This is a genomic window from Brevibacillus sp. MCWH, from assembly GCF_013096935.1.
GTDB classification, from domain to species: domain Bacteria; phylum Bacillota; class Bacilli; order Brevibacillales; family Brevibacillaceae; genus Brevibacillus; species Brevibacillus aydinogluensis.
In genome coordinates, this window is record NZ_SDLF01000024.1 from 18,738 (window position 1) to 37,142 (window position 18,405).

General features: G+C 58.0%; 22 protein-coding genes. 11 read left to right on the forward strand and 11 right to left on the reverse strand.

Features of this window, described 5'->3' with window-relative positions:
- Positions 1-7 precede the first annotated feature (7 nt).
- Together ETC00_RS17025 and ETC00_RS17030 are read left to right on the forward strand one after the other, a co-directional pair.
- Positions 8-652 (forward strand): CBS and ACT domain-containing protein, encoded by a 645-nt coding sequence (locus ETC00_RS17025; RefSeq protein WP_171567325.1) that lies wholly within the window; start codon positions 8-10, stop codon positions 650-652.
- Positions 649-1,806 carry an acetoin utilization protein AcuC gene (locus tag ETC00_RS17030; RefSeq protein ID WP_171567326.1) on the forward strand — a complete coding sequence of 386 codons (1,158 nt, stop codon included), beginning with the start codon at positions 649-651 and terminating at the stop codon, positions 1,804-1,806. Before ETC00_RS17025 ends, ETC00_RS17030 begins: the two co-directional genes overlap by 4 nt.
- 97 nt (positions 1,807-1,903) lie before the next feature.
- On the opposite strand, the gene ETC00_RS17035 is transcribed toward ETC00_RS17030, so the two are convergent.
- The 4 genes from ETC00_RS17035 to ETC00_RS17050 form a co-directional block, all read right to left on the reverse strand.
- Positions 1,904-2,830, reverse strand: a complete 927-nt coding sequence (locus tag ETC00_RS17035) for a 5'-methylthioadenosine/adenosylhomocysteine nucleosidase (protein ID WP_171567327.1) — start codon at positions 2,828-2,830, stop codon at positions 1,904-1,906.
- Positions 2,831-2,884: 54 nt separating this feature from the next.
- Complete coding sequence (ccpA, locus tag ETC00_RS17040) at positions 2,885-3,895, reverse strand: catabolite control protein A (protein ID WP_171567328.1); 1,011 nt, start codon at positions 3,893-3,895, stop codon at positions 2,885-2,887.
- Between the two features lie 114 nt (positions 3,896-4,009).
- A complete protein-coding gene (locus tag ETC00_RS17045) occupies positions 4,010-4,318 on the reverse strand; it encodes a metal-sensitive transcriptional regulator (protein ID WP_171567329.1) in 309 nt (102 codons plus the stop codon).
- Between the two features lie 130 nt (positions 4,319-4,448).
- Positions 4,449-5,546, reverse strand: coding sequence for a bifunctional 3-deoxy-7-phosphoheptulonate synthase/chorismate mutase (locus ETC00_RS17050; RefSeq protein WP_171567330.1), 1,098 nt, complete (start codon positions 5,544-5,546; stop codon positions 4,449-4,451).
- A 254-nt stretch (positions 5,547-5,800) separates the two neighbouring features.
- On the opposite strand from ETC00_RS17050, the gene ETC00_RS17055 reads away from it, so the two are divergent.
- Positions 5,801-7,978: a cell division protein FtsA gene (locus ETC00_RS17055; protein WP_171567331.1), complete on the forward strand. Its 2,178-nt coding sequence runs from the start codon at positions 5,801-5,803 to the stop codon at positions 7,976-7,978.
- A 155-nt stretch (positions 7,979-8,133) separates the two neighbouring features.
- On the opposite strand, the gene ytxJ is transcribed toward ETC00_RS17055, so the two are convergent.
- The 3 genes from ytxJ to ETC00_RS17070 all read right to left on the reverse strand — a co-directional run bounded on the left by ytxJ (position 8,134) and on the right by ETC00_RS17070 (position 9,492).
- Positions 8,134-8,460: a bacillithiol system redox-active protein YtxJ gene (ytxJ, locus tag ETC00_RS17060; protein ID WP_171567332.1), complete on the reverse strand. Its 327-nt coding sequence runs from the start codon at positions 8,458-8,460 to the stop codon at positions 8,134-8,136.
- Positions 8,461-8,645: 185 nt separating this feature from the next.
- Positions 8,646-9,044, reverse strand: coding sequence for a hypothetical protein (locus ETC00_RS17065; protein WP_171567333.1), 399 nt, complete (start codon positions 9,042-9,044; stop codon positions 8,646-8,648).
- A gap of 223 nt (positions 9,045-9,267) precedes the next feature.
- Positions 9,268-9,492, reverse strand: coding sequence for a hypothetical protein (locus ETC00_RS17070; protein ID WP_171567334.1), 225 nt, complete (start codon positions 9,490-9,492; stop codon positions 9,268-9,270).
- Between the two features lie 173 nt (positions 9,493-9,665).
- Here ETC00_RS17070 and ETC00_RS17075 point away from each other — a divergent pair, with 173 nt between their 5' ends.
- Both ETC00_RS17075 and ETC00_RS17080 read left to right on the forward strand, forming a co-directional pair.
- On the forward strand, positions 9,666-9,761 hold the full coding sequence (locus tag ETC00_RS17075) for a YjcZ family sporulation protein (protein WP_029098693.1): 96 nt from the start codon (positions 9,666-9,668) through the stop codon (positions 9,759-9,761).
- 169 nt (positions 9,762-9,930) lie between these two features.
- Positions 9,931-11,043: an aminopeptidase gene (locus ETC00_RS17080; RefSeq protein ID WP_171567335.1), complete on the forward strand. Its 1,113-nt coding sequence runs from the start codon at positions 9,931-9,933 to the stop codon at positions 11,041-11,043.
- 100 nt (positions 11,044-11,143) lie between these two features.
- On the opposite strand, the gene ETC00_RS17085 is transcribed toward ETC00_RS17080, so the two are convergent.
- Complete coding sequence (locus tag ETC00_RS17085; protein ID WP_171567336.1) at positions 11,144-11,680, reverse strand: PadR family transcriptional regulator; 537 nt, start codon at positions 11,678-11,680, stop codon at positions 11,144-11,146.
- Positions 11,681-11,904: 224 nt separating this feature from the next.
- Between ETC00_RS17085 and ETC00_RS17090 the strand changes: the two genes are divergently transcribed.
- From ETC00_RS17090 to ETC00_RS17105, 4 genes are all read left to right on the forward strand, one after another.
- Positions 11,905-12,471, forward strand: a complete 567-nt coding sequence (locus ETC00_RS17090; RefSeq protein WP_171567337.1) for a S1C family serine protease — start codon at positions 11,905-11,907, stop codon at positions 12,469-12,471.
- A gap of 25 nt (positions 12,472-12,496) precedes the next feature.
- Positions 12,497-12,817 carry a winged helix-turn-helix transcriptional regulator gene (locus ETC00_RS17095; RefSeq protein WP_304415198.1) on the forward strand — a complete coding sequence of 107 codons (321 nt, stop codon included), beginning with the start codon at positions 12,497-12,499 and terminating at the stop codon, positions 12,815-12,817.
- Between the two features lie 132 nt (positions 12,818-12,949).
- On the forward strand, positions 12,950-14,404 hold the full coding sequence (locus ETC00_RS17100; protein ID WP_171567338.1) for a recombinase family protein: 1,455 nt from the start codon (positions 12,950-12,952) through the stop codon (positions 14,402-14,404).
- Complete coding sequence (locus tag ETC00_RS17105; protein WP_304415196.1) at positions 14,344-14,697, forward strand: S1C family serine protease; 354 nt, start codon at positions 14,344-14,346, stop codon at positions 14,695-14,697. Before ETC00_RS17100 ends, ETC00_RS17105 begins: the two co-directional genes overlap by 61 nt.
- A gap of 72 nt (positions 14,698-14,769) precedes the next feature.
- Here ETC00_RS17105 and ETC00_RS17110 read toward each other — a convergent pair whose 3' ends face one another.
- Complete coding sequence (locus ETC00_RS17110) at positions 14,770-14,916, reverse strand: hypothetical protein (RefSeq protein WP_171567339.1); 147 nt, start codon at positions 14,914-14,916, stop codon at positions 14,770-14,772.
- 63 nt (positions 14,917-14,979) lie between these two features.
- Positions 14,980-15,261: a DUF2325 domain-containing protein gene (locus tag ETC00_RS17115; RefSeq protein WP_171567340.1), complete on the reverse strand. Its 282-nt coding sequence runs from the start codon at positions 15,259-15,261 to the stop codon at positions 14,980-14,982.
- A gap of 252 nt (positions 15,262-15,513) precedes the next feature.
- Here ETC00_RS17115 and ETC00_RS17120 point away from each other — a divergent pair, with 252 nt between their 5' ends.
- Complete coding sequence (locus ETC00_RS17120) at positions 15,514-16,128, forward strand: IMEF encapsulin system ferritin-like cargo protein (RefSeq protein ID WP_171567341.1); 615 nt, start codon at positions 15,514-15,516, stop codon at positions 16,126-16,128.
- Between the two features lie 48 nt (positions 16,129-16,176).
- Positions 16,177-17,025 carry a family 1 encapsulin nanocompartment shell protein gene (locus tag ETC00_RS17125; RefSeq protein WP_171567342.1) on the forward strand — a complete coding sequence of 283 codons (849 nt, stop codon included), beginning with the start codon at positions 16,177-16,179 and terminating at the stop codon, positions 17,023-17,025.
- A 106-nt stretch (positions 17,026-17,131) separates the two neighbouring features.
- On the opposite strand, the gene ETC00_RS17130 is transcribed toward ETC00_RS17125, so the two are convergent.
- On the reverse strand, positions 17,132-18,334 hold the full coding sequence (locus ETC00_RS17130) for an aminotransferase-like domain-containing protein (protein ID WP_171567343.1): 1,203 nt from the start codon (positions 18,332-18,334) through the stop codon (positions 17,132-17,134).
- Between the last annotated feature and the right edge of the window lie 71 nt (positions 18,335-18,405).

An 18,405-nucleotide genomic window follows, 5' to 3' on the forward strand; every position in this document is an offset into this window, starting at 1 on the left:
TTTGCCCATGCGAATCGAGAAGATCATGCGCCGACGGGTCGTCACTGTCCATCCCACCACCAGTATCGGCGATGCACTGAAACTGCTGCGGGGCAACCGCATTCGACATCTGCCCGTCGTGGACCAGGAGCGTCTCGTGGGAATCATCTCCGACCGCGACCTGCGCGATGCCCTCCCGTCCACGCTGCTTGCGCACGACGACGATCACACTGTCCTGCAAAAACCGGTGGCGGACATCATGCAGCGCCAGGTGATCACCGCCCATCCGCTCGATTTTATCGAAGACGCAGCAGTGCAAATTTACGAACACAAGGTAGGATCGCTCCCGGTCGTGGAAGGAAACCGGCTGGTCGGCATCATCACCGAATCAGACCTGTTCAACAGCCTGATCGAACTGTTTGGCGTGAACAAACCCAGCTCCCACATTGAGGTGGAGGTAGACGACCGCGTGGGCATGCTGGCGGAAGTCAGCCAGGTGATGCGCGAAGCCCAGGTGAATGTCTGCAGCGTGGTCGTCTTCCCCGGGGACCAGCCGGGCAGGAAGAATCTGGTCTTCCGCGTCCAGACGATCGACCCGCGCCCCGTCATGGAACTGCTGCGCAGCAAGGGCTTTGCGGTCGTCGCTCCCGGGGAAGGGGGGGAGGGGCGTTGAGCCGGAACGCTCGTCTGATCTACTCTGCCGATTACACCCGCTACTACTTTCACGACGAACATCCGTTCAACCAGCGCCGGTTGCTGCTGACCTACGATCTGATGAGCGCCTACGGTTTGATAAACGACGCCGACATCCTGCCGCCGCGGCTGGCGACCGACGAGGAACTGGCGCTGATCCACGATCCGCGCTACATCCAGTTTGTCCGGCAGCAGGGGGAAAGTGACACCGAGCTGCCGCTGGCGGCCGGGTACGGGATTGGCACCGAAGACGTCCCCTTCTTCCCGCAGATGCACGAGGCCGCCGCGCTGATCGTCGGCGGCACCTTGCAGGCGGTGGACGCGGTGATGAACGGACAGGCGGAGCATGCCTTCAACCCAGCGGGCGGACTGCACCACGCCTTTCGCGGGAGGGCATCCGGTTTTTGCATCTACAACGACTGCTCCGTCGCCATCGCCTATTTGCGCCAGCACTGGGACGCCAGGATTCTCTATATCGACACCGACGCCCATCACGGGGACGGTGTGCAGTGGGCCTTTTATGACGATCCCAACGTCCTCACCGTCTCCCTGCACGAGACCGGCAAATACCTCTTTCCCGGCACCGGCAGCCTGACGGAACGGGGAGAAGGCAGCGGCTACGGCTATTCGGTCAACATCCCGCTGGAAGCGTTTACAGAAGATCAGTCGTTTTTGGACATTTACCACGAGTTGGTTCCCAAATTGGCGCGCGGCTTCAAGCCGGATGTGATCGTGACGCAAAACGGCTGCGACGCCCACACCTACGATCCGCTTACCCACCTCTCCTGTTCGATGCGCATCTATCAGGAAATTCCCCGGCTGGCTCATCGGCTGGCGCACGAGTGGTGCCAAGGCCGCTGGATTGCCGTGGGCGGCGGAGGCTATGACATTTGGCGGGTGGTGCCCCGCGCCTGGACATTGCTCTGGAGCGAGATGACCGATCAGCCGCTCGCGGACGGCCCGCTGCCGGAAGCGTGGCGCTCCCGCTGGCAGCCGCTGAGCGAACTGGAGCTGCCGACCCGGTTGTTTGACGATCCGTTTCCGCCCATCCCCCGCCGGGCGGAGATCACGGAGAAAAACCGCATCACGCTGGAACGGGCGCTGATGTACGCGCCGATCGAAACGGATAGCTGAGCGGACAACCGGCGTGCCGGTATGAAGGGCATGCAGGGCGCACCATATGAAAAACCGGTCTCTCCCGCGAGAAACCGGTTTTTTCATGCGTGTTTCACTATGAACGGCTCAGCAGCTTTTCCAGCTCGTCTGGCTGAAAGCCTTTGACTGCTTTGTCGCCGACCACCGTCACCGGCACGCCCATGAATCCGAAGCGCTCCACTTCTTCCTGGTAGGCGCGGCTGGTCATCACGTCCCGCACTTCAAATGCGACGCCTTTGGCGGTCAGCCACTGTTTCACCATGTCGCAGTCGATGCAGTTTTTGGTGGAGTACACGATCACGCCAGGCGTCATCGCGCGCAGCATCCGGCTGACGATCGCGTACGAACGCTGCGACGCCAACCGGGTAAACTCCGCGAAGTTGACGTGTGCAGAACCGTCGGCCTTGTCCGACATGGAGCGAACAATCACAAACGGCACGCCGTTCATGGCGCATACCTGCCCGACGGCTGCCCCTTCCATCTCTGTGCAGTGAGCGTCAAACTGCTCACGGAGCCATTTGACCTTTTCCCTGCTGGCGACGAACTGGTCGCCGGAGAGAATTCGCCCGCTCGCGACCTGCACGTCGTCTTCCAGATCCTTGCCCGCCGCAATCGCCAGCTCCCGCAGCGCCGGGTCGGCCTGCCACACCCATTGCTCGGTATACGGAATCTGGCCGGGGGCAAATCCCAGTGCCGTCACGTCAATGTCGTGCTGCACGCAGTCCGTGGAGACGACAATATCGCCGATGTTCAGATCGGGGTGCACCGCTCCCGCCACCCCGGTGAAAATGATCCGGTCCACCTTGAACTGATCGATCAGCATTTGCGTGGTGACAGCGGCGTTTACCTTGCCCACCCCCGATTTACAGAGAACGACGGATGTTCCCTCCATCTCTCCCTCGTGGTAGACAATGCCCGCCTTCTCCGTGCTGACCGTGCCGGTCATCGCTTCCAGATACAGCGCAATTTCCTCGTCCATCGCGCCGATAATTCCAATGCGCATCGCTTCGTTCCCTCCTGCTCCTCTTGCTGTCAAACACTTGTTCCTCTCGGCGCTTTAGATTTCTCGCGGCCGGGTGCTTTCGCGGTATTCAATACGGTGGGGCAGCAGCACAACGTGCTCCTCCACGTGCTCGTTGTTCATGTACTTGGTCAACAGGCGCATCGCCACTGCTCCGATGTCGTACATCGGCTGGACGACCGACGTGAGCCGCGGCCGCACCATTTCCACCAGGCGGATGTTGTCGTGCCCGATCACTTCGATGTCGCCCGGTACGTTCAAGCCGGCATCCTGGACGGCGTGAATCGCCCCGATCGCCATTTCGTCACTGGCAGCAAAAATGGCGGTCGGCGGGTCGGACAGCTTGAGAAACTCCCCAGCCGTACGCAGCCCTGATTCGTAGAAGTAGTTGCCGTGGGCCACCAATTTTTCGTCATGCGAAATCCCGGCGTCGGCCAGCGCCTTTTTGTAGCCCTCGTAGCGCATCAGACCGCCCAGCGGGTCATTGATCGGACCGGTGATCATCGCGATCCGCTTGTGCCCGTGTTCGATCAGCGCCTTGGTGGCGTCGTAAGCCGCCTGGAAATGGTCGATGGTGACGGACGGCAATGTGTTGTCCGCATCACGCGTGGCCGCCAGAACGATCGGCACCTGTGCGCTGGTGAACGCCTGCAAGTGGTCTTCCTTGATTTCCGCTCCCATGAACAAAAGGCCGTCCACTTGTTTTTCCAACAGTGTGTTGATCAACTGCAATTCCTTTTCCATGCGCTGGTCCGAGTTGCACAGGATGATGTTGTACTTGTACATGGTGGCGATATCTTCAATGCCGCGTGCCAATTCGGAAAAAAACAGACTGGAGATGTCCGGGATGATGACACCGACCGTCGTTGTTTTCTTGCTGGCTAATCCGCGCGCGACTGCGTTGGGCCGATATCCGAGACGTTCGATCGCAGCCAATACTTTTTTTCGCGTCAATGGTTTGACATTCGGGTTTCCGTTGACAACCCGGGAAACCGTCGCCATCGAAACTCCCGCTTCTCGTGCCACATCATAGATAGTAACCGGCATCACATACCCTCACTTTCCCCATAATATGGTTTTCATGATCATTTTCATAAATGTATGCACTTATGATACGACAAGCCGTGCCCGGTTGCAATCGTTTATCAGGCGAGCGGCCCCTCATCTCATCAGTTTGTTCATCGTTTTCAAAAGTTCGTCAATAACCTCGCTGTCTCCCTGTTGAATGCGGTCGATGACACAGCTTTTCATGTGCCCTTCCAGCAGCATTCTGCCCACCGCATTCAGCGCCGACTGAGCCGCCGCGATCTGATTCAGGATGTCGTCGCAGTACACGTCCTTTTCCACCATGCCGCGGATGCCGCGAATTTGTCCTTCCACCCGGTTCAGCCGGGAGATGAGATTGCTCTTGATCTTGTCCGGCCGCGGCGTGGACCGCTCCGGCGCACAGCAGTGCTCCTGTTCACTCATCCGCTTTCGCTCCCTTCAGCCATGTCCTCTTGTGCTTAGCTTACTGGTTGGGACGTGTTTCGTCAAATGAAGAGGGCCCTCCCGCCGATCGGAAGAGCCCTGGACACTTATTTTATGCAAGACGGACGAATCAGCGCTGCACCGTTGGCGTTGCTTCCTTGTACAGACCGGATGCGAGCAGTTCGTCGAGGATGTGGTTGAACTGCGGGATGTTGACCTGCTGCTTGGCGTCGGACAGAGCGACGTCCGGATCCGGGTGCACCTCGATCATGATGCCGTCCGCGCCGACAGCAAGACCGGCCTTGGCCGTAGGCAGGAGCAGATCGCGGCGACCGGTGGAGTGAGTGACGTCGACGAATACCGGCAGGTGGGTCTCCTGTTTCAACAGCGGCACGGCAGAGATGTCCAGCGTGTTGCGGGTCGCTTTTTCGTAGGTGCGGATGCCGCGCTCGCAGAGCATCACCTGCTTGTTGCCCTCGGACAGGATGTACTCCGCAGCGTAGATGAACTCTTCGATCGTCGCCGACAACCCGCGCTTCAGCAGGATCGGGTGGTTGATCCGGCCGGCCGCTTTCAGCAGCTCAAAGTTTTGCATGTTGCGGGCCCCGATTTGAATGACGTCGATGTAGCGGGTGGCCAGTTCCAGGTCAGCGGGATTGACGATTTCGCTGATCGTCACCAGGTTGAATTCGTCCCCGATCCGCTTGAGAATCTCCAGGCCTTCCACGCCCAGGCCCTGGAAGTCGTACGGCGAGGTACGCGGCTTGTACGCTCCTCCGCGCAGCACGCGAAGACCGCGCTTGACGTGATTCTCCGCCACGGCGCGCACCTGCTCGTAGCTCTCCACGGAGCACGGGCCGGCGATCATGATCGGACGGCCTCCGCCAAACTCCACGCCCTTGATCGTGATCACAGTGTCTTCCGGCTGTTTTTTGCGGCTGACCAAAAGAACCTTTTTATTGTCGTCTTTCATCAGATCGAGCGACGCCTGGAAAATTTGCTTGAACAGATGGCGGATCGTATTGTCGCTGAACGGACCGTTGTTGTTCTCCACCAGCTGGGTGAGCATTTGGCGCTCCCGTTCCGGATCAAAGGGGTTGACGCCCTGCTTTACTTTCTCTTTGCCCAGCTCCTGAACGAGTTCGGCCCGCTTGTTGATCAATGCGAGAATCTGCAGGTTGATCTCGTCAATCTGTTTGCGCATGGTTTCGATTTGGTCGTGTGCCATCTTCGCTCCACTCTCCTCGTCTTCTTTGTTCTCACCACAATAAATTAGGGTTATTATAATCAATCAAATTGCCCTTGTCAGCAGTTTAGCGCCAAAAAGCATGAAAGTAAATTGCAAATTTGTTTTAAAACGTTTGCAATTTTTCCTCTTGTCGAGAAGATTGCCTGTTTCGACAGGATTCTCCGCACTTCGAGTCGAAAACATTCCCGAAGTGATTTCCCGGATTTTCCTATGGAATGAGGAGTGACCTGATTTTGTCGGACATTGTGCAAACAGCTTCGGATGAGCTGATCTTTGCTTTGGATATTGGGACACGCAGCGTAATCGGGCTGATCGTCGAGCCTTCGGGCGATCGGTTCCGCATCATCGACTGCGCCATCCGTGAACATGACGAACGCTCCATGCTGGACGGACAGATTCACGACGTCGACGCCGTCGCCAAAGTCATTCGGCAGGTCAAGGAGCAGTTGGAAGAAACGCACGGCTCACTGAAACGGGTGGCTGTGGCGGCGGCGGGCCGTTCGCTGCGGACGCGGCGGGTGCGGATGGATATGCCGATTGCCCCGCACGCAACCATCTCCCGCGACGACGTGCTGGCCCTGGAGTTTTCCGCCGTTCAGGAAGCCCAGGCCCAACTGGCCCATGAACTGAACGAACGGGACGTCACCCGCTACTACTGCGTTGGATACAGCGTCGTCAACTACTACCTGGACGGCGAACTGATCGGCAACCTGCTCCACCAACGCGGGGACACTGCCAGCGTCGAGGTGATCGCCACGTTTTTGCCCCGCGTGGTCGTGGACTCGCTGCTGGCTGCGCTGAAGCACTGTGACCTGGAAATGCAGGCGCTGACCCTGGAGCCGATCGCGGCGATCAACGTGCTGATCCCTGTCACCATGCGCAGGTTGAACATCGCGCTGGTGGACATTGGCGCCGGCACTTCCGACGTGGCCCTGACCGAGGAAGGGACGATCACCGCCTACGGCATGGTGCCGGTAGCCGGGGACGAGATTACCGATGCCCTGATGAACGCCTTTTTGCTCGACTTCCCAATGGCAGAGGAAGTGAAGCGGGCGCTCTCTTCCAGCGAAACGGTATCGTTCACCGACATACTCGGGATGGAGCACAACCTGTCGTCTGCCGAGGTGGCAGCTGCCATCGACAGTGACATCCGCCACCTGGCTGTCAACATCGCAAACAAAATCCTGGAACTGAACGGCAAGCCGCCGCAAGCCGTGATGCTGATCGGCGGGGGCAGCCTGACGCCTAGACTGACAGAACGCGTCGCGGAAGCGCTGAAGCTGCCGCCGTCTCGCGTCGCGGTCCGGGGCGCAGATGCCATCCGGCAGTTTGTGGACGAACATCCAGACATCACCGGACCGGAATTCGTCACACCGGTCGGCATCGCCGTCGCGGCGCGCCGCCATCCGATCAAATACGTGACCGTCACCGTCAACGACGCGCCGATCCGCATCTTCGACCTGCGCAACATGACGGTCGGCGACGCGCTGATTGCGGCCGGCATGGACATCCGCCGTCTCTACGGCCGCCCCGGCATGGCGATGTCGCTGACCGTAAACGGCCGAATCAAAATCATTCCGGGCGGCCACGGCACCCCGCCCGTCATCGAGAAAAACGGGGAAGCGTCGGGGCTGGACGCCCCCGTGGCGGACGGCGATGTGATCGTCGTCGTGCCCGGTCAGGACGGCCGCGAAGCGGAGGCGCGGGTGCTGGATCTGCTGGACCGCCTGGACACGCTGGAGCTCACCTGCAACGGCCAGCCGCTGTCACTCGGCCCCATCGCCCTGGTCAACGGCGTGCGGCAACCGCTGGACGCCCCTCTCGCCGACCGCAGTGAGCTGGAGATTCGTCTGCCCGGCACGGTGGAAGAGGTGCTGCGGGAAGCGGGGCTGCTCCCGGACGGAGACGAAGCAGCGCCGCCTCCCCTCCGGTTCAGCGTCAACGGCCGCTCATACACCCTGCCAACCCGCAACCTCCGGGTGGAGGTAAACGGCAAACCGGCCGCACTGGACGATCGCGTGCGGCAGGGCGATGAGCTGGCATTCCGGGTGGAAGAACTGACGATTCCCGCCATCCGCGACGTCATTCCTCTCGAGGAGTGGGGGCAGGAGACGATCACCGTCCACTTCAACGGTCAGCCTGTCGTGCTGCCTGTGGGCGGCGTATCCGTCACGGTGGACGGCCGACCGGCACAGGCGGACGATCCCGTCCGGGACGGCGCGGTGATTACCGTAAAGGCAGCCGAGCCCGTCGCGCCCCTGTTCAGTGACGTTTTCCGCTATGTCGACGTCCCGCTGGAAAAGCCGACGGGCGAAGGCAACTTTCGCCTGGTGACGCTCGTCAACGGGGAGCCGGCTTCGTACCACACGGTGTTAAAGAACGGCGACAAACTGGAACTGTATTGGGAGTAACCGTCTGCTCTCACAAAAAAACGGGTGCGGCCCTTACAAGCCCACCCGTTTTTTTGTGCAGTTTCACATTCGCGGCGCCACCCTGGGACGAGGCCGACAGCGAAGAGAGGCGGACGCTTGCGTTCGCCCCTCCCCCGCCGTTCGCTGCATCCGCTCTAGCCTTGCACAGCCTCGCGGATGGCGTCCTTGGTAATTTTCCAGTGGGAGGTGTGCCATTTTACCTGGCCGTCCTCCAGCAGAAAAATCTGCGGGGACTCGTGTTTGATGGCAAAGTGCTCCTCCACCGCGTTGGAGACAGGACGGTCCTCGCGCACGAGAATGACCGCCGCGGGAAGTTGCTGTTCGCTGAGGAACGCCTGAAACTCTTCATAAGCGGTCGTGCTGATCGGGCAGATCGTGCTGTGCTTGAACAGCAGCCGTTTGCCCGCGCCCGACACGAATTGATCCAGTTCCTCCAGCGTGTGCAGTTGTACTTCCGTCACGAAGAATCGCTCCTCTCACATCTGGTGCATGCGTCTACCAGTATACGGAATCGCATCGGCGAAGTCTACGTTTCCCGTGCGATACAGCCCGCAGGCCAGCGCGCGGCGATATCTCGTAAATGCAGCAGAATTCTTACGGCACAGCGAAAAAAGAGCCGTCCTTTCGTGAGGACAACCCGGTTCGCCTAGACCATGATTTTCGTCAAACGCTGTCGCAATTCGTGCATCCATTTCTGGTCCCCCAGCGATCGGGCCAGCAAAAACAGGTCCAACAATTCGTTCACCCGCTCCTGCAACGCCTCTCGCACAGTCGCATCCTCTTTCTCTTTGGCGATGAGCACCATCAAATGGGAAAGTTCTGACACGTCTTCAAAATTAATCGATTGGCGCTGCGGATGTTGGCCCCATTCCTCCATCAGTTTCTTCAGATCAGCTTTGATGACGTCCACCACCTGGGAATGGCTGCAAGCATCGTTTTCGCAGACGTGTACCGGCACGTTCATGATTTTCACGCGGCCGCGGTACACGACGTTGCGCAGCACGAGCTCCATGCCACTTCCGCAGCGGCTGCATTTCTTGTACATGGGTTCACCTCTATCCGCATCTGTGTACTCCCCCTACGTATTCGAGCCTTCTTTCTGCAATCCTGCCCAAAACGAGGTGGTACTTGGTGGATGGATTGACATTCCCAAGCAGAAAAAAACGCCCGGCGGCTGACCTCCCGCCGGACGAAAGAACAAGACCGGACAGGGATCAACCGCCGGGCGCAGCCACCAAGCGGCATCGCTTCGGCAACACTGCCGACGATCAAGCGTATATGGCGTTCACTTTCTCGCAATGCGGGCAGACAGCCACTTTTCCGGAACGGCCCAGCTCGTCCTCGACGCGATAGCCGGTGATTCGCTCGGAGAAGCAAAACAGGCATTCCGTGTTAAAGTCCATATCGTACTGTGCCTTCCATACGATCGATTTAAAATCCTCGCCGACGCTGATCAAAATCGTCGGAGCCTCGTGAAGCAAAGCTCTGCGCATGACAACTGCCATCCTTTCATATCGCGTAGTCTTTACGTATCCTCTAGCTTTTCCATGTTTTCAGAATAATATACTTCCCAAAAATGGGCATTTGCCCGTTACGGCTCTGTGTGAAAACCCATATGTTATGGGTGTAAGCACAAGAGGCTTAACAAACAAAAGGAGGATGTTTGATGAGCAGCATCTTTAACGGCGACCTGGACGATTTCACTCTGGTGTTGATCCTGTTCATCCTGCTGGTGATCGTTGGTTGTTCCTGCGACAATTAAAACGGCAGCGCACATCTGCGCCAATCATAGCATATACATTAGCACCGAATCCTGCACAGCGCGTTTCATACGCACGCTACCCTGACCACGGGTAGCTTTTTTCTCGTCGATTTGTGTACAATATTTACAATACATACTAGTGCAATGGAAAGTGAGGTACGTCTGTGCAATGAAAGATCCCCGTATCGAAAAACTGGCCGATGTGCTGGTGAACTACTCGACGCGCGTCCAGCGCGATGAAAACGTTCTCATCTATGCGATCGGCGAGGTAAGCGAACTGGTTCGCGCCGTCATCCGCAAGGTGTACGAGGCGGGCGGCAACCCGTACGTGCAGTTGATCGACCAAGCGATCCAACGGGAACTGCTGCTTGGCGCAAATGAGACGCAGTTGGGCGTGATGCGCGATGCAGAAGTTTCCTTCATGAAGCAAATGGACTGCTACATCGGCATTCGCGGCAGCGACAACATCAGCGAGCTGTCCGACGTACCGGGGGACAAGATGCAGCTCTACAACAAGCTCCTGCTGCGTCCCGTACTGGACGTGCGCGTGCCGGAGACCAAGTGGGTCGTGCTGCGCTACCCCAATGCGTCCATGGCCCAGTTGGCCAACATGAGCACCGATGCTTTCGAAGACTTCTATTTCAAGGTCTGCACTCTGGATTACGGCAAAATGGACAAGGCAATGGACAGCCTCGTCGAGCTGATGGAAAAGACGGACAAAGTGCGCATCACCGGCCCGGGCACCGATCTGACCTTTTCCATCAAAGGCATTCCGGCGATCAAGTGCTCCGGACAGTCCAACATCCCGGATGGCGAAGTGTTCACCGCTCCCGTCCGCGACTCCGTCAACGGCGTCATCAGCTACAACACGCCGTCGCCGTACCAGGGCTTCACGTTTGACAACATCAAGCTGACCTTCAAGGACGGCAAAATCATCGACGCGACCGCCAACGATACCAAACGGATCAACGAAGTGTTCGATACGGACGAAGGTGCGCGCTACATCGGGGAATTTGCCATCGGGGTCAACCCGTACATCCAGAACCCGATGAAAGACATCCTGTTTGACGAAAAAATCGACGGCAGCTTCCACTTCACACCCGGTCAAGCCTACGATGAAGCGTTCAACGGCAACAGGTCGTCCATCCACTGGGACCTGGTCTGCATCCAGCGTCCGGAGTGGGGCGGCGGCGAAATCTGGTTTGACGACCGCTTGATTCGCAAAGACGGCCGCTTTGTCGTTCCGGAGTTGGAATGCCTCAATCCGGAAAATCTGAAGTAACGATGCAATCGCCGCACAAAAAAGCGAAGGGACGCAAAATCCCTTCGCTTTTTTATCTGCTCTCTTAATTCGCTGCGGCCCGGACAGTCTCGTCCGTTCCCTACAGGGGACAGGCGGTCTGTTGTTTCAGCAGAGCCGGCATGTGTTGTTCCAAAAACGCAATCGTCGTCTCCAGGTGGTGGATCGTGTACTCCCAGCAGAATCGCTGGTACTCGTCAAGGTGCTGCTGCAGATCCTGGTACGAGTGTCTTGTGTGCTTGAGCAAGTCCCGCTGCATCTCCAGACAGTCCTGCATCAGTTCCCTTTGCTCCTCTGGCGTGCGGCTCTTGCCGAAAAAGATTTTGACCAGCATGTCGGACCGCAGCACCGGCGGCAGTATCGGGGTCAGCATCTCCTTGCGAAACGCCTCCCGACCGGCCTCCGTGATGCTGTAGAGGATCTTGTTCGGCTTGCCCGACTGGATGACTTCCCGTTTGGTTACGTATCCTTCGTCCTCCAGCTTGCGGAGCGCCGGGTAAATGGCACCGAAGCTGGCGTCATAGAAAAAGCCGATGCTGTTGGAAAACGCCTGTTTGATATCGTACCCACTCATCTCTGTGTAACTCAAAAACCCGAGAATAATTGTTTTGACATCCATCTCTCTACATCCCTCCAACACGCTGTCTGCACTGTCGAATGCGCTATATGTTCGAAATATTCTATATAAGTATTATAAGACCTTTATTATGATTATACCAATCCTATTTCTTTATTATATCAATTAAAATTATTGATATATCCATCTCGTAAATATTTGGGCGTCCCTTCCTCCCTGCTGTGCCATAAGATGATACATACCTATCTGCTGTGGGGGGAGATACCGTGACAAGTAAAAAATGGTCCCATTACACCAAAGTCAAGTACCCTGTGAGCAGCAGTTTACATCCTCTCAACTTTTTCGTGCCGATTGTGGAGCGCGTCAAGGCAGGCGTCGTCTCCATTGTGACCGAGGATACGCCCCACGGGCACAAAATGGAATCGCTGATCCGCAGTCTGATCACCGACGAGTCGCCACTTCCCTCCGAGCGGAGTTACGGCTCCGGTTTTATATTTCATCCCAAAGGATACATTCTCACCAGTGAGCACGTGATAGGAAAATCGCGGACCATCTACGTCAAACTGTACAACGGGAAGGTGTTTGAAGCACAACGGGTGCTGACCGACCGCGTTCGCGACTACGCTGTTATCAAGATCGACGCGGATTGCAAGCTGACCCCGCTGCGGCTGGGCAGTTCAGCCGACACGAAGGTGGGCGAATGGGTCATCAGCATTGGTTCCCCGCCTGCCGCCATAGCGGCAAACCGAGGACTAAATGGCGAGTGCCGCTTGGGAGTGAATGCAACTTACCTTTCTCAAGTATGTATGTTACAATTAAGGACAACACAATAAGCTGTTTCGCAGAGGTGACACCGACGTGGGTCAAGAATTTGCTGGCGAGCAAATGTGCCCGAAGTACGAAGGGGCCATGAACATTCTCGGCAAGAGATGGACCGGACTGATCATCCATGTGCTGCTGCTCGGGGCTGTCCGTTTCAAGGACATCCGCGAAATGGTGCCGCACATGAGCGATAAAATGCTGTCGGAACGATTGAAAGAACTGGAGGAACTGGGCATTCTGGAACGCAAGGTGTTTCCGGAAACTCCCGTCCGCATTGAATACCATCTGACGGAAAAAGGAAAAGATCTGCGCCCCGTGATCGAATCGATTCACGCTTGGGGCCAGAAGTGGATATAGTCGGCTGCACCGGCTGTCCGCGCCCCGCTAAAGTCCCGCCAGGAACGTCGGCGGGGCTTTTTTGGCTGTCCAGGCATATGCACCGCTTCCCTGCTGTAGACTCTACCATCCGCGATGAGGGAAGGTGGTTCGATGCGAACGGCTGTCTACATTCGCGTCAGTACGGAAGAACAGGCCAAGGAGGGATTTTCCGTGGCCGCCCAGCGGGAGCGGCTGCTCGCCTACATTCGCTCCCAGGGCTGGACCTTGGCGGACATCTACGCCGACGAAGGCGAGAGTGCCAAGGATACGCGCCGGCCTGCGCTGCAGCGGATGCTGGCAGACGTGCGGCTGGGGCGGATCGACGTGGTGTTGGTGTACCGGCTGGACCGCCTGACCCGCTCCGTCCTGGATCTGTACCGGCTGCTGAGCCAGTTTGAACGGTACGGCGTCCGCTTCAAAAGCTGCACGGAAGTCTACGACACGACGACGGCAATCGGCCGGCTGTTCATCACGCTGGTGGCGGCTCTGGCCCAATGGGAGCGGGAAAACCTGGCGGAGCGAGTGAAGCTGGGGATGGAGCAGATGGTGCGGGAGCGAAAACGGCCGGGCGGCCCCCCGCCCTACGGTTATGAATGGCAGGACGGCCGGCTGGTGGTGCATCCGACAGAGGGAGAGGCAGTGCGCGGCATGTTCCGGCATTTTCTGGCCGGATGGACACCCCGGCAGATTGCCGAATGGGCCAACCATGAGGGCTTTCGCGGAAAACACGGTGCCCGCTGGAGCCCCGGTGCGGTGACCCGCCTGTTGAAAAATCCGGTATACTACGGAGCCCTGCGGTGGAACTACGCGGAAGGCGGCCAGCGGCTCAACCGGCCGGAAAAGTGGATGCTCGTCGAACGGGCACATCCGGCCATCGTCGATGCCTCTACGTTTGCAGCCGTCCAACAGCGGCTTGCGGAGCGGCGGTCTCTTCATCCCCGGGTCCTCTCTTCGCCGTTCATCTTTTCCGGCCTCCTGTACTGCTCCCGCTGCGGCTCACCGATGCGCGGCAAGACGGCCCGGACCAAAAAACCCAACGGCAAACGCTACACGCACCACTATTACCTGTGCAAAAACAGGCAGAAGGGCGGGTGTCAGGCCGCCGCGATCCGCGAAGATCGGCTGGCCCGGGAAGTGATCAGCCACCTCCACCGCTACGGGGAGGAACTGCGTGCGGCCTGCCGCGAAGCTGTCGCGTCCGGGGCAGCTCAAACGGAAATGGCGGCAGCGGAAGCGCTGCTGAAAAAATGCCGGCAAAGGCGGAAACGCTGGGAAGACGCCTATGCCGAAGGGCTCATCACACTGGGAGAGTACCGCGCCAAGCTGGGAGAGCTGAAACAGGCGGAACAGGAGGCGCTGGCCGCAGCGCAGTGCCGCCCTCTTGCGGCCGTTTCGGACGAGTGGCAGGAAATGCTGGCTGATTGGTCCTCCATCTGGGAGAGTGCCACGCGGGAAGAGCGCCGGCAGTTGGCCGACATTCTGCTCCGCCGTCTGGAAGCGGATACGTGTCCGTCAGCGTCCGGCTCCGGTCTGGCCGTGCGCCTCACGCTGCTCGCGTTTCGCTGAGGCAGTTTGCCCCTACGGGAGCAGACGGTTCCCCGCTCGGTCTGGAAAACTCCGTCACGGCCGGCATCATCAGTGCCAAAAACCGGCGCCTGCAGGTGGCCAGGCGGATGTACGAGGATATTTTTCAGACAGACGCGGCGATCAACCCCGGTAACAGCGGCGGTCCGCTGATCAATCTGAACGGAGAAGTGATCGGACTAAACGCGTTCATTATTCAATCCAGTCAATGTCTCGGATTTGCCATCGGCATTGACGCGCTGAAGGAGCGGTTGGCACAGTTCGTGTTCACCTAAGCTAAGCCCCTCCCGCCTCGCAGGTGATGCTGACTTGCCGCACCGGCTCTCGCCCCCAACAAAAAACCCCGTCTACCGTGACGGGGCTTGTTTTTCAAAGGCAATCAAATACACGCCGCTGCCCTGTTCATTGATCTGTTGTTCCGCCTGCTTCAACTGCTGAAGCTGGGCCTCTGTCAAGCGGGCAATCGGCAGTTCGTCGAGCCGGTTCTGTTTCACGTGCCATTCCTCCGTTTGTTGTCAGACTCGAAATGTAGTCTGCCCACTCAGGAGGTTATGTATTTACGCCACGTGCAGAAGAGCCTTGGCAATGGCTGCACAAGAACGTTTGCAGAACACAATCGGCAGTTCCCGGTCTTTTGCCTGATTTTTCACCGTCTTGGCCAGATTGTGGTTGACGAAGTCGGTCAGCACCAAAATCATGTGGACGCCGGTCGGGATTTTCACGCCGGTTTGCGAGCTTTTCCGGCCGGTCACGTGATGAATCTCGGTAAATCCTTGATTTTGCAAAAAATCAACGATATTGCCCAGGCGGTCACCGCCGATGACGAGAATGGACGACATGGTAATTCCCTCCTACTTGAATGGTTTGCTGAATCGTTGTATGTTGTGTCTCGCTTGTTTTCTAATTGATAATGAATCTCACTATTATTGATAAATATTATCATTCCCAATTAGCTTTGACAATACTCTCCGAGGTAACATTTTTGTGTCAGCAGAAATACTAAGACCGATCCTGCATTGTTCTTGTCCGGTGCCTTTTTCCAGCGATATGATATAATGAAAAGACACTTACCAGTGAGGAGGTAGCGTTGGGTGCAAGAGATGTCACAACTGCACGCCATATTTACCCGCACCAGCGGCTTTATCGAGCGCTTCATGGGCATCATCCAGCCGATTATCGACGCGGCGCAGGATGAACACACCCGCCTGTACTATCACCACATCTTGGAGGAAGAAGAACAGCGCCTCGGCCGCCTGAACGAGCTGATTCCCTACCTCGACTCCCTCATCGACGGGGACAAGGCGAAACAACTCAGCGATCGGGAGTTTTCCCGCCTGCTTTCCGACATAAATCTGGAACGGTTCGGCCTGCACAACTTCCGCGAACACCTGGAACTCTCCCTGTACGAGTTTCAGGACGAGGAGACGCGCAGTGTCCTGAGCAGCATGCGCGAAGCGACCCAGGAAGATTACCTCCGCGTCAAGGAGATCATTGCCGCGCTGAGCGAACGCTTTTCCGACGACGACCGCCGTCCTGACCTGACCGACCATGACGAGGGGCACGACATTCACCAGGTGGATCACCTGCAGGCTTCCGCGGCCCAAATCGGTTCAGCACACGCCGGAAAAGCACCGGGAGCCGCACATGCCGTTTCCGCCCCGGCAGCCAAAAAAGGATTGACCGTCGGCAGTTTGAAGGGGTTGTAAAGGGCCGTTTCTTCTTCATCATTTTTGAACGAATTGGAGGTAGCAACGATGGACAAGCTCCGCAAGTTTCCCGACTCTCCCTTGACGAAAGACGAGTGGCACCAATTGGACGAGACCGTCGTCGAGATGGCCCGCCGCCAACTGGTCGGACGCCGCTTTATCGATATCTACGGACCGCTTGGCGAAGGCATCCAGACGATTACCAACGACATTTACGAGGAATCCCGCTTCGGGGGCTTAAGCCTGCGCGGCGAATCCCTGGAGCTGACCCAGCCGAGCCGACGGGTCAGCCTGACCATCCCGATCCTGTACAAAGACTTCGTGCTGTACTGGCGCGACGTCGCCCAGGCCCGCACCCTGGGGATGCCGCTGGACATGAGCGCCGCAGCCAATGCGGCCGCAGGATGCGCTCTGATGGAAGACGACCTGATTTTCAACGGCTCCAAGGAGTTTGATCTGCCCGGCCTGATGAACGTCAAGGGGCGCCTCACCCACTTGAAAAGCGACTGGATGGAATCCGGCAACGCATTTGCTGACATCGTCGAGGCCCGCAACAAGCTGTTGAAGATGGGACACAGCGGCCCGTACGCGCTGGTCGTCTCTCCGGAACTGTACTCGCTGCTGCATCGCGTCCACAAGGGGACCAACGTCCTGGAAATCGAGCACATTCGCAATCTGGTGACCGACGGGGTGTACCAATCCCCCACCATCAAGGGACGCACCGGCGTGCTGGTTGCCACCGGCCGGCACAATCTGGACCTGGCAATCGCCGAAGACTTCGACACCGCGTTCCTCGGCGACGAGCAAATGAACAGCTTCTTCCGCGTTTACGAGTGCGTCGTGCTCCGCATCAAGCGGCCGAGCGCCATCTGCACGCTGGAAGAAACGGAGGAATAAGTACGGGGAGGCACTTCCGCCGAAAACAAGAAGAGTCCTCATCACAGAGGACTCTTCTTTCGTATGAGAATCACGTCTTTTCAGCTGCTGTTGCACGGTCTGCTGCCTACTGCGTCACGACGGCGGTGTAGGCGGCAATGGCGCTGTCCAGCCGGTCGATGGCCAGCTTGGTATCTTCCCTGTTCAACAGGGTGTAGTTGAGCCGCATCGTGTTCACCTGCGGCTCGGCTGCGTAAAACGGGATGCCTGGTACGAACGCGACGCCTTCCCGCACGGCCTGCGCGAGCAGTTTTTCCGAATGGATGTGTTCCGGCAGCTTCACCCAGAGGAACATGCCTCCCCGCGGCTTGTTCCAGGTAATGCCGCTCCAATTCTTGCTGGCCAGCAGTTGGTGCATCCATTCCATCCGCTCCTGGTAGGCGGCACGGATCTTGCTGATGTGGGCGTCCAGATCGAAGCGGGACAGCAGTTGATGCAGCGCAATCTGGTCAATGGAACTGGAGTGCAGGTCGACGGCCTGTTTCGCTCTGACCATCGTCTGGATCACCTGAGCGTCTCCGATCGCCCAGCCGATCCGCAGCGCCGGCGCCACCGTTTTCGAAAAGGTGCTGGTGTAGACGACCGCCGAACCTTCGGGGTGCTGATCCAGCGAGAAGATGGTCGGATACGGCGCCTCCCCGTCAAACTGAATCTCGCCGTACGGGTCGTCTTCCAGGATCAGGATGTTGTTGTCGCGGCACTGGCGCAAAAGGCCAAGACGCCGTTCCAGACTCCATACCTTGCCGGTCGGGTTGGCAAACGTGGGAATCACATAGGCCATTTTGGGACGGTACTGGGCGATCTTGCGGGCCAGATCCTCCATGTCCATGCCCTCGTCGTCCCCCTCCACCGGAATAGCGCGAATGCCGCGGAACTGAAACAGCTGCAGGGCAGCCAAATAGGTGGGGTTTTCTACCAGCACGACGTCGCCTTCGTCCAGATAGACGCGACAGAGCAAGTCGACGGCCTGCTGGGAGCCGGTGGTAAGCAGCATGTTTTCCACGCCCACATTCATGTTCTTTTGTTTCATCCGGGATGCCACCCACTCGCGAAGCGGCAGGTACCCGTCCGTCAGACCGTATTGCAGCGATTTCGGCCCTTGACTGAGCGCGCGGTCAAATGCAGCCTTCATTTCTTCGAGCGGAAAAAACTCCTCTGCCGGCAGTCCGCCAGCCAGCGACAGCACCGGGGTCCCCTGCGTCAATTTCAGAATTTCCCGCACGGCCGAGGAGCTCAGTGCGCCAACCGATTGTGAAAAAGCGTACTCCATGTTCCGTTCCCCCTTGATTGAGTTTATCCTTGTTGTATCACTCACGCCGGGAGAAGTCCAATCTATGCTTG